Raw genomic sequence first — 9,182 nt, 5'->3', positions numbered from 1 at the left:
GTACATGCGGGACGCTGCCGACCATGACGACGCGGTCATGGTGGAGATATCCCGGCCCTTTCTTCAAAATCTTCGAAACACATGCGCCGCCCTCGGCGCGTTTCGGACGCCGCTGGCGGAGCTCGTCCGTCTGGGACTGGACCTGAACGGCGAGTTCCCGGAGCTCACACCGGCACAGCGCCTCTACTTGCTGGAAAAAAGTGAGTTGAAGTCTTTTCATTCCACCAGGAAGCTCTACGACCGCGTCCAGATCGAACCGCGCATGCTCAACTACAAAGAACTACCCATCCGTCCACGCGAGACGGTCCCGAATGAGATCATCGCGGAGATGAAAAACAGCGCTGTGGAACCGGCGCTGTTTTACCGCAGCGACGACATCCGGGCGCTGGTCTTCATGGAGTTCATTTATATGTGTTCGCAGAACCTGGCCGTGCGCAAATGCGACTACTGCGGGCGGTATTTCCTCCCATTCTCCAGCGTGTCGCTGTACTGCGACCGCATCGTGGACACCGAGCGTGGCCGAACCTGCAAAGAGATTGCCGCCATGCAGAAGTACAACCTGAAAGTGTACGCCGACGCCGCCAAGACACTCTACCGCCGGAACGTGAACGCCTACCAAATGCGATGCCGCCGCGCACCGGCCTGCTATCCGCATGAGGAATACGAGCGCTGGAAGGTGGACGCCAGGAGATACTTGGAGCAGGTGGAAAAGGGCGAGATCTTGCTGGAGGAGTTCCGGGAACGGGTAGCCATACCGGACGTCAAATGACTGTCCCACCTCTTTTCGATACCGGAAACAAATTTTAATCGCATAGCCTGTATGCTCCGATCCAGACGGATAGCGCATCTGGAACGGTCTGTATCAAAAATATCAGCTTGTTTCACACCGACATATAGAAAGGATGGATTCTTTATGCCGCGTAAGAAGGAAGGACGTGCCGCGCAGGGTGGCGGCACCATCCGTAAGCGCAAGGACGGTTTATGGGAAGCACGTTCCACCGTCGGCCGCGATCCCGGCACCGGCAAGCAGGTGCAAAAGTCTGTCTATGGTCACACACAAGCCGAAGTGCGGAAAAAACTGCAATCGGTCTGCGTATCTATTGATGACGATATCTACATGGAACCGGCTAAAATAACCTTTGGTGAATGGCTTAGTGTTTGGGTAGAGGAATACACCGAAGGGATAAAGCCGCTCTCTAAAGTATCCTATAAACAGCATATCTAGAACCATATCAAGCCCGCCTTGGGCGCGGTCAAGCTCTCCGCGCTTACCGCCCCGGAAATACAGCGTATGTATAACCGGCTGCACAAGGCAGAAAAACCGCTCTCGGCAAAGACTATACAGAACCTTCATGGTGTGGTGCATAAGGCTTTACAGCAGGCTGTGGAGATCGGCTATATAAAGTTCAACCCATCGGATGCCTGTAAGCTGCCGCGCATCGAAAAAAAGGAAATCAAGCCGCTGGATGAGCAGGAAATTGCATTGTTCTTGAACGCTGTACAGGGCCATCCTTTTGAACGTATATACATTGTGGACATTTTCACCGGTATGCGGCAGGGCGAAATATTAGGACTGTCTTGGGACTGCATAGACTTTGATAAAGGTACAATCTTGATTTACCGCCAACTTGAAAAGGTCGAAGGTGTTTATCAATTCGGTTCATTAAAAAACGGAAAAACCCGCCGCATCACTCCGGCACCCTCGGTTATGAAGGTGCTGCTGGAGCAGTGACGGGTTCAAAATGAATGGCGGCTGAAAGCCGGTGAAGTGTGGGACAATCCGGACAATTTAGTCTTTACAAATGAAGTCGGGGGTCATCTGACACATGTCACGGTTTATAAAAACTTCAAGCGAATCGTCAAAAGTCTTGGTCTGGAAGAAGCGCGCTTCCATGACTTGCGACACACCTATGCCGTGGCATCTTTGGCATCCGGGGACGATTACAAGACTGTGCAGGAAAACCTTGGCCACCAGACGGCAGCCTTTACTCTAAACGTGTATGGTCACGTTACAGAAAAGATGAAGGAGCAGAGCGCACAGCGCATGGAAGGCTTTATAAAGGGTATAACGAACCTGTAAAGGGTAAACCAAAGGGTAAAATCAAATATGCAGAAACGAAAACAGCCAACAAACCGCATACCTATGCGATCTATTGGCTGTTATTCTTGGCGGAGAAGGAGGGATTTGAACCCTCGCGCCGGTTTCCCGACCTACACCCTTAGCAGGGGCGCCTCTTCACCACTTGAGTACTTCTCCGTATGGTGAAACATATAAAAGGGTTGCATATAATAAAATAACATGAAATCTTTATGGACAAAAGGTTGTCCTACCAGATAAACGGGCTATGCCCGATGGCGGAGAGAGAGGGATTCGAACCCCCGGCCCTTTCGGGTCACTGGTTTTCAAGACCAGCGCCATAAACCACTCGGACATCTCTCCGTTTGGAATGCCGACATAAATAATATCATACTGTTCAAACACTTGTCAACACCTTTTTATGTAACGCAAAATATTTTTTCACAAAACATCCTGTCCACCTATAAGCAGGATGTACCTTCATCTTACATTATTTTCAGATTTGCAACGTGCAGACAGCCATGGATGGATGCTAAAAAGTTGTTGAAACCGTGCCATGAATTGAAAAAGCGGTGCATTTTGTGTATACTATATATAGCATATAGTCCTCTTGCAAGGGATTTATATTTGCAGGCCCAGCACCATCATCGGTTCCAGTTTCTGGTAGATAGCAGGGCATTGTTCAGGCGGCAACGGATTTCTCCCTTTGCCCACCTCTACAGTAAAACCCGGGCGGCCGAATGTTTGGATAAACCAGTCCTTAAACCCACCATGTGCCGCCATGCCCGTTGGTGTTTTGACTGCATATCCCGCGCTTTCACCCAGAAGCACCGCCATGTGATGCGCAGATAGCGGCGTTTTAGAACCATAATTCCAATACAATTCCTCTCCTTGGCTGTGGAATGCAATCGTCTTTTCAAATGGTATCCGGCGGCATAAATTGCAAAGCGCGCGCGTTTCCGGCTCGCTTTCGGGGTTGTAGCCGCCGAATTTTCCGGGTCCGGGACCGTTGATTCCGTGTTCAGCCTCTTGCTGTTTTAACAGGCGGAAACCCGCGTTGAAATTATGGTTCAAATCCACACCACGGGCATTTGACTGCCAGTAGGATGTATCGCCTCCGGAAAGGCGCTGCACCGTTTTACTTGCAGCTCCCGCAGTCTGTGCACCGTGAAGGTGGATTTCAATGCCGTCTGGATTGAGCATCGGCAGAATAGCAAGCGCGTTGCTTTTTAAAAATGTTGCGGCATCCAGCCCATGCAGCAGTTCTTTTTCCTGTGCACTTGCGCACAGGCGGTCTGTGAAACGCACCAGCAACATGGACGTAATATATTCCAGTGCGTGTACACCACCGACATAAAGTGCTTTATAGGGTCCCTGCCCTAACAGATATAGAGTCAGCGGACGCCCAAGTACACTTCGCCCGATTGTCATTGTATGAAAGAACGCATAGCGCGTTTTGAATTTACCCGTTGCCGCTTGCAAATCTTCCGCTCCAAATGACATGCGGTCATCAAAAACAGTCTCCATCTTCCGTTGCTCCTGTCTGCTTTTTATTGAAAACATGCGTGATCTTCGCGCTTCTTTTTATCGTATGCGGCGGAACACATCGGGAGAATCAAAACATGGCTATGACCGAAAGGATTTCTACGACATGAAATATGAAGAAAAAATGCTCGACAGCCACTTGCTTTATGAAGGACACATCCTGAAACTGCGAAAAGACAGTGTTCTGCTGCCAAATGAGCACAAAAGCACCCGTGAAGTAGTAGAACATCCCGGCGGCGTCTGTGTAGTCGCTGTCACGGATGATGGCGAGGTGTTGCTTGTGCGGCAGTTCCGGTATCCATTCAGCGAGGAATTATTAGAACTGCCTGCGGGCAAGCTGGAATACGGAGAAGATCCTCTCGAATGCGGCAAACGCGAATTACGTGAAGAAGCAGGAGCTTGTGCGACGCAATACACGTTTCTTGGGAAATTCTATCCGACTTGCGGCTACAGTAACGAGATTATCTATCTCTACCTTGCCAAGGGGCTGACGCTTGGTGCACAACATCCCGATGAAGATGAATTTCTTGACGTTGTTCGGCTGCCACTAGAGCAGGCTGTTTCCATGGTGCTTAAAAATGAGTTGCCTGACGGAAAAACGCAGGCCGCCCTGCTCAAAGCCTTTTTATTGGAGAAACAGGAACATAGACAGCACTAAGTTCTTTCATTTGTGTCAAAAGGCTTGCCAAACGGATATATTTGTCGGATAATAGAAAATATTCTTATGGGAGAAAAGGAGGGAGCGCTATGCAGCTTCATTTTTATAAAATGCAGGGAATCGGCAACGATTATGTGTATATCAACGCCACGAAAACGACCATGTCGAATCCATCCGCTTTGTCCAAAGCGGTGTCGGATCGGCATTTTGGCATCGGCTCAGACGGGTTAATCTTACTCCTGCCATCCACTGTGGCCGACGTGCGTATGCAAATGTTCAATGCAGACGGCAGTGAGGGGAAAATGTGCGGAAACGGCATCCGTTGCGTAGGCAAACTCGCCTATGAACTGGGCATATGCCAAAGCGAATCCATGACGGTCGAGACGCTTTCCGGAATCAAGACATTAAAATTGCAGGTGGAAGACGGAACGGTTTCCAGCGTATGTGTGGATATGGGCAGCCCTTCGATGGAAATCGAAAAAATACCTGTGCGATATACCGAACGTCGGATGGTGGAAGCCCCCATCACCGTAGACGGGTCGACATATACCATCACCTGTGTTTCCATGGGCAATCCTCACGCTGTAATCTTCACAGAAGGCATCGACGATCTGGAGATAGAAAAGGTTGGGCCGCATTTTGAACACCATGAGATGTTCCCAGAAAGCGTGAACACCGAATTTGTTGAAGTGTTGGGAGACCATCAGCTGAAAATGCGCGTCTGGGAACGCGGCAGCGGTGAAACACTGGCCTGCGGCACTGGTGCGTGCGCCAGCGTTGTGGCAGCCTGCCTAACCAAGCGCTGCCCACGCAACGAAGATATCGAAGTGCTTCTACGAGGCGGCGCGCTCTCAATCCGCTGGGATAACGACCGCGTTTGGATGACCGGACCCGCCGAGCTGGTCTTTACAGGCGACATTGAAATCGACGTATAAAAGAACTGCCACGTTGCCGGTTTCAAATCAACAGGAAGAAAAACAGGAGTGAGTGTACATGGCATTTTTTAATGAGAATTATACCAAATTAAGCGAAAGCTATCTTTTTGCCACCATTGAGCAACGGGTAAGTGCTTATAAGAAAGCAAATCCGGATAAGAAAGTCATCAGTCTTGGAATCGGCGATGTGACCAAACCCCTGCCAAAAACTTGTTTGGACGCCATGCACGCGGCAGTGGATGAAATGGGGCATGCGGAAACATTCCGGGGATATGGCCCGTATGAAGGCTATGCATTTTTGCGCGACGCCATCTCCGAAGGAGACTATAAATCACGCGGTATTGATATCGCGTCGGATGAGATTTTCGTCAGCGACGGTGCAAAGGGCGACACCGGTAACATCGGTGATATTTTTGCGCAGGACAATATCGTGGCAATCACCGATCCTGTTTATCCGGTCTATATTGATACCAACGTGATGGCTCACCGTACGGTGAAAATCATTCCCTGCAAAGAGGAAAATGGATTTGCACCGTTGCCGCCGTCTTTTCATGCCGACATAGTCTACCTCTGCTCGCCGAACAACCCCACAGGCTCTGTATTGAGCAAACCGCAGCTGGAGGCCTGGGTGGCCTACGCCAAAGAAAATCAGGCTGTAATTCTGTATGATGCGGCCTATGAGCGGTTTATCAGCGAGGACGGTATCCCCCACTCTATTTTCGAGATTGAAGGTGCAAAAAGTTGCGCCATTGAATTCCGCAGTTTCTCAAAAACAGCTGGTTTTACCGGCACGCGCTGCGGCTATTGCGTCATCCCTAAAGATTTGATGCTGACAGCCGGTGGAGAAACCGCCCCGGCTAACAAACTTTGGCTCCGGCATCAGTCCACCAAATATAACGGCACCTCTTATATCATCCAGCGCGGTGCGGCAGCAATCTTCACGCCGGAGGGACGCAAAGAAGTTACCGAATTGATTGATTCCTATCGTGAAAACGCGCGTGTCATCCGTGAAGGACTGCTTGCTGCCGGTTTCTCATGCACCGGTGGGGTGAATGCACCGTATATCTGGCTCAAGTGCCCAAAAGGTCTGACCTCTTGGCAGCTGTTTGACGAATTATTGAACAAAGCCTCTGTTGTCGGCACGCCGGGCGCGGGCTTTGGTGAGATGGGCGAAGGGTTCTTCCGCTTGACCTCCTTTGGCAGCCATGCGGATACAGTAGAAGCCGTCAAACGGATTGAAGCCGCTTTTCACTGAATAATTCGCAGACATCTTTTAAAGCGAATAAGCCAACCCATATAATTAAAAGTGCCGCACAGAAATTCTGTGCGGCACTTTTAATTAGCAAACATGATTGCTTGATTCTGTAAGGAAATTGTTTATGACTCGACAGGAGATTTGATGTCCGCATATTCGGGATGTTTTTCAAACCATTTTACTGCGTAAGAACAGGATAGTACCGCTTTTTTTCCTTGCTGCCGTAACTGATCGGCAACGGCCTGCATCATTTGACCGGCCACACCCTGTCCACGCAAGGATTCATCCACAAACGTGTGATTGATATCCACCAATCCTTCTCCGACCGCAGGAAAAGTCACCTCTGCAACGACCTTTTTCATCCCATCCGCAACAAACACGCGATTTTCTTCCGATTGCAGCTGCACATTGCACACCCCTTTTTACAATATTCTTGTTTTTAGTGTACATCTATCTGCATAAAATAACAACCGGTTTCAGCCCGTTCGTAATGTGGGTTCCTGCTCGCTGTTTGGGCGGTCACTGTGCATGGTTGGACATTGGTCGTTTTCTTTGCGACATTTCTGACAACAGTTCACACACAACGGTGCACCGCAAAAAGGAATTGCATCCGTAATTTTTCCACAATAAGCACATTCGATCTCCATATCTGCTCCCTGTCTATTCCAAATCTTTTGTTTTGAGAACGCTATCGCACCGGATACCGCGTCAAAATAGAACAACAATGCATTTATACAATTATTCTTTATTGTACCCGCCTGTCACGTTGTTATGCATGATGCTCTGGAGGGATGTCAGCGGCACCAAAGACTGTCGCTCACATAAAATGAATAAAATCCAATTATGATGGGAGCTAGAGCCAATGTGCACGGCTATTACATTGCAGTCCTTTCAGGGTGAAGCCTACCTTGGTAGAAATATGGACTTTTCTTACTTACTCCAACCCCATTTTTATTTTGTACCAAGAAATTACCAATGGACAAATATGATAGTACCCCAAGATATCCGCAACCCTTACAGTTTTATGGGAATTGGAGAGGAACTGGACGGGATGCGTGGCTTTTTTGATGGGGTCAATGAACATGGTTTTGCAGCTGCCGCTTTGTACTTTGCCGGATATGCCAAGTATGACGATACCGTCATACTTGACGAATCGTCCATTCAAGTAGCATCTTACGATTTTCTCTCGTACATTTTGGGGCATTGTGTGTCGGTAGAGGACTTTATTGCCCAGATGAGGAATATTCGAATCATTGGAACAGCAGATCCGTTGACGCAAACAGTAGCTCCGTTACATTGGATCGCCGCGGATCGTTCCGGAAGTTGCATCGTTTTGGAGTTAACAGACAGAGGGGCGGAGATATTCCGCAATCCCATCGGTGTTTTGGCCAACAGCCCTGATTTACGGTGGCATATGACGAATTTGCGCAACTATATGGAAGTATCGCCTCGGCAACTGGAGAAAAATGTTTGGGGCGGCATTCAACTGTTGCCTTTTGGTCAAGGCGGGGGAACGGTACCTTTGCCCGGTGGGTATACCTCGCCGGAGCGTTTTGTCCGGACAGCTTATCTGAAAACGCATGTTCCTACACCGCAAAACACCGAGGACGCAGTTGTCTCTTTCTTTCAGATTATGAAGAGTGTATCCATCCCTAAAGGGGCTGTTGTGACCGTGCGAGATACAAATGACTACACACAATACACTGCTTTCATTGACTTGCAGACTTGCAGCTATTTTTTCAATACATATGAAAACCTGCAAGTGAGAACGGTAGAATATCCTATTTTCCAGGAGTCATCGGACGTGGTGTATGATTTAGGGAAGATAACACAGAATATGATCTTTGAAAAACTATGACCTATATTCCTCACGATGTATCGATTATCAGTCTTAGCGGAATCATTAGAATGGTCTCTGTACTCTTTAATTGTACTGAGATCCACAAAGCAGAAGGGCGTTCCGTAATACGGAACGCCCTTCAAACATATCACATTTTATTTTTTACTGTCCTGATTGCGAATCTCAACTCGCCGAATTTTGCCGCTGGTCGTTTTAGGCAATTCCTTTAAAAATTCAATGATACGCGGGTATTTATACGGTGCGGTCTGCCGTTTTACATAGTCTTTTAATTCTTTTTCCAGTTTTTCAGAAGCCACATAATTGCTCGTGAGGACAATGCTGGCTTTCACCACCTGCCCGCGCACTGGATCGGGCGCGCCGGTCACAGCACACTCCAAAACAGCAGGATGCTCCATCAGCACACTTTCAATTTCAAAGGGCCCGATACGGTAACCGGAGGACTTAATAAGGTCATCCGTACGGCCGACATACCAATAATAACCATCCTCATCACGCCAAGCTGTATCACCCGTATGGTAATATCCGTCATGACAAGCCTGCGCGTTTCGTTCCGGCGCGTGATAATATTCCTGAAACAGCCCCGCCGGGCGGCCCTGGCTGATATCCACCACAATCTCGCCGACTTCGCCGTTCTGCACCGGTTTGCCGTCTTCATGCACCAGTTCAATATGGTAAAGCGGGGTCGGTCTGCCCATCGAACCAGGTTTTGGCGTCATACCCTTTAGGTTCGCCAGCATGACAGTGCTTTCGCTCTGCCCGAACCCCTCCATCAATGGAACGCCGGTATACTCCACGAACCGGTTATAGACCTCTGCATTGAGTGCTTCGCCCGCGATGGGCGCGTGTTCAAT

General features: G+C 49.0%; 11 protein-coding genes and 2 tRNA genes. 8 read left to right on the top strand and 5 right to left on the bottom strand.

The annotated features are described in order from the left end of the window. The 4 genes from ABF463_RS12905 to ABF463_RS12890 form a co-directional block, all read left to right on the top strand. On the top strand, positions 1-769 hold a 769-nt coding region (locus ABF463_RS12905; RefSeq protein WP_415534177.1), incomplete at its 5' end, for a DUF6076 domain-containing protein. 144 nt (positions 770-913) lie between these two features. After that, a complete protein-coding gene (locus ABF463_RS12900) occupies positions 914-1,225 on the top strand; it encodes a hypothetical protein (RefSeq protein ID WP_415534175.1) in 312 nt (103 codons plus the stop codon). 66 nt (positions 1,226-1,291) lie between these two features. Further along, positions 1,292-1,732: a tyrosine-type recombinase/integrase gene (locus tag ABF463_RS12895; protein WP_415534173.1), complete on the top strand. Its 441-nt coding sequence runs from the start codon at positions 1,292-1,294 to the stop codon at positions 1,730-1,732. A 36-nt stretch (positions 1,733-1,768) separates the two neighbouring features. After that, positions 1,769-2,080, top strand: coding sequence for a tyrosine-type recombinase/integrase (locus ABF463_RS12890; RefSeq protein ID WP_415534171.1), 312 nt, complete (start codon positions 1,769-1,771; stop codon positions 2,078-2,080). An 87-nt stretch (positions 2,081-2,167) separates the two neighbouring features. On the opposite strand, the gene ABF463_RS12885 is transcribed toward ABF463_RS12890, so the two are convergent. The 3 genes from ABF463_RS12885 to ABF463_RS12875 form a co-directional block, all read right to left on the bottom strand. Then, positions 2,168-2,257 (bottom strand) — tRNA-Ser (locus ABF463_RS12885). Positions 2,258-2,353: 96 nt separating this feature from the next. After that, positions 2,354-2,440: transfer RNA gene (locus tag ABF463_RS12880), tRNA-Ser, on the bottom strand. A 258-nt stretch (positions 2,441-2,698) separates the two neighbouring features. After that, on the bottom strand, positions 2,699-3,604 hold the full coding sequence (locus ABF463_RS12875) for a M14 family metallocarboxypeptidase (RefSeq protein WP_415534169.1): 906 nt from the start codon (positions 3,602-3,604) through the stop codon (positions 2,699-2,701). Between the two features lie 124 nt (positions 3,605-3,728). Here ABF463_RS12875 and ABF463_RS12870 point away from each other — a divergent pair, with 124 nt between their 5' ends. The 3 genes from ABF463_RS12870 (at position 3,729) to ABF463_RS12860 (ending at position 6,470) form a co-directional block, all read left to right on the top strand. After that, positions 3,729-4,280 carry an NUDIX domain-containing protein gene (locus ABF463_RS12870; RefSeq protein WP_415534167.1) on the top strand — a complete coding sequence of 184 codons (552 nt, stop codon included), beginning with the start codon at positions 3,729-3,731 and terminating at the stop codon, positions 4,278-4,280. Positions 4,281-4,369: 89 nt separating this feature from the next. Then, on the top strand, positions 4,370-5,215 hold the full coding sequence (dapF, locus tag ABF463_RS12865; protein WP_415534165.1) for a diaminopimelate epimerase: 846 nt from the start codon (positions 4,370-4,372) through the stop codon (positions 5,213-5,215). 58 nt (positions 5,216-5,273) lie between these two features. Further along, on the top strand, positions 5,274-6,470 hold the full coding sequence (locus tag ABF463_RS12860) for an LL-diaminopimelate aminotransferase (protein WP_415534163.1): 1,197 nt from the start codon (positions 5,274-5,276) through the stop codon (positions 6,468-6,470). Positions 6,471-6,592: 122 nt separating this feature from the next. On the opposite strand, the gene ABF463_RS12855 is transcribed toward ABF463_RS12860, so the two are convergent. Beyond that, positions 6,593-6,877: a GNAT family N-acetyltransferase gene (locus ABF463_RS12855; RefSeq protein WP_415534161.1), complete on the bottom strand. Its 285-nt coding sequence runs from the start codon at positions 6,875-6,877 to the stop codon at positions 6,593-6,595. A 455-nt stretch (positions 6,878-7,332) separates the two neighbouring features. Here ABF463_RS12855 and ABF463_RS12850 point away from each other — a divergent pair, with 455 nt between their 5' ends. Further along, positions 7,333-8,328: a choloylglycine hydrolase family protein gene (locus ABF463_RS12850; RefSeq protein WP_415534159.1), complete on the top strand. Its 996-nt coding sequence runs from the start codon at positions 7,333-7,335 to the stop codon at positions 8,326-8,328. A 137-nt stretch (positions 8,329-8,465) separates the two neighbouring features. Here ABF463_RS12850 and ABF463_RS12845 read toward each other — a convergent pair. Continuing rightward, a partial coding sequence (locus ABF463_RS12845) for an AMP-binding enzyme (RefSeq protein ID WP_415534157.1) occupies positions 8,466-9,182 on the bottom strand: 717 nt, incomplete at its 5' end.

This window comes from Ethanoligenens sp. (assembly GCF_047718355.1).
Lineage (GTDB): Bacteria > Bacillota > Clostridia > Oscillospirales > Ethanoligenentaceae > Ethanoligenens.
The sequence above is the reverse complement of the archived record's forward strand: the minus strand, read 5'-3'. Positions and strand labels throughout refer to the sequence as shown.

Excerpts from the sequence above, each read along its gene's own strand:
- ABF463_RS12870 (WP_415534167.1), top strand. The coding sequence starts at position 3,729 with ATGAAATATGAAGAAAAAATGCTCGACAGCCACTTGCTTTATGAAGGA.
- ABF463_RS12850 (WP_415534159.1), top strand. The coding sequence starts at position 7,333 with ATGTGCACGGCTATTACATTGCAGTCCTTTCAGGGTGAAGCCTACCTT.
- ABF463_RS12895 (WP_415534173.1), top strand. The coding sequence starts at position 1,292 with ATGTATAACCGGCTGCACAAGGCAGAAAAACCGCTCTCGGCAAAGACT.
- dapF (WP_415534165.1), top strand. The coding sequence starts at position 4,370 with ATGCAGCTTCATTTTTATAAAATGCAGGGAATCGGCAACGATTATGTG.
- ABF463_RS12860 (WP_415534163.1), top strand. The coding sequence starts at position 5,274 with ATGGCATTTTTTAATGAGAATTATACCAAATTAAGCGAAAGCTATCTT.
- ABF463_RS12900 (WP_415534175.1), top strand. The coding sequence starts at position 914 with ATGCCGCGTAAGAAGGAAGGACGTGCCGCGCAGGGTGGCGGCACCATC.
- ABF463_RS12875 (WP_415534169.1), bottom strand. The coding sequence starts at position 3,604 with ATGGAGACTGTTTTTGATGACCGCATGTCATTTGGAGCGGAAGATTTG.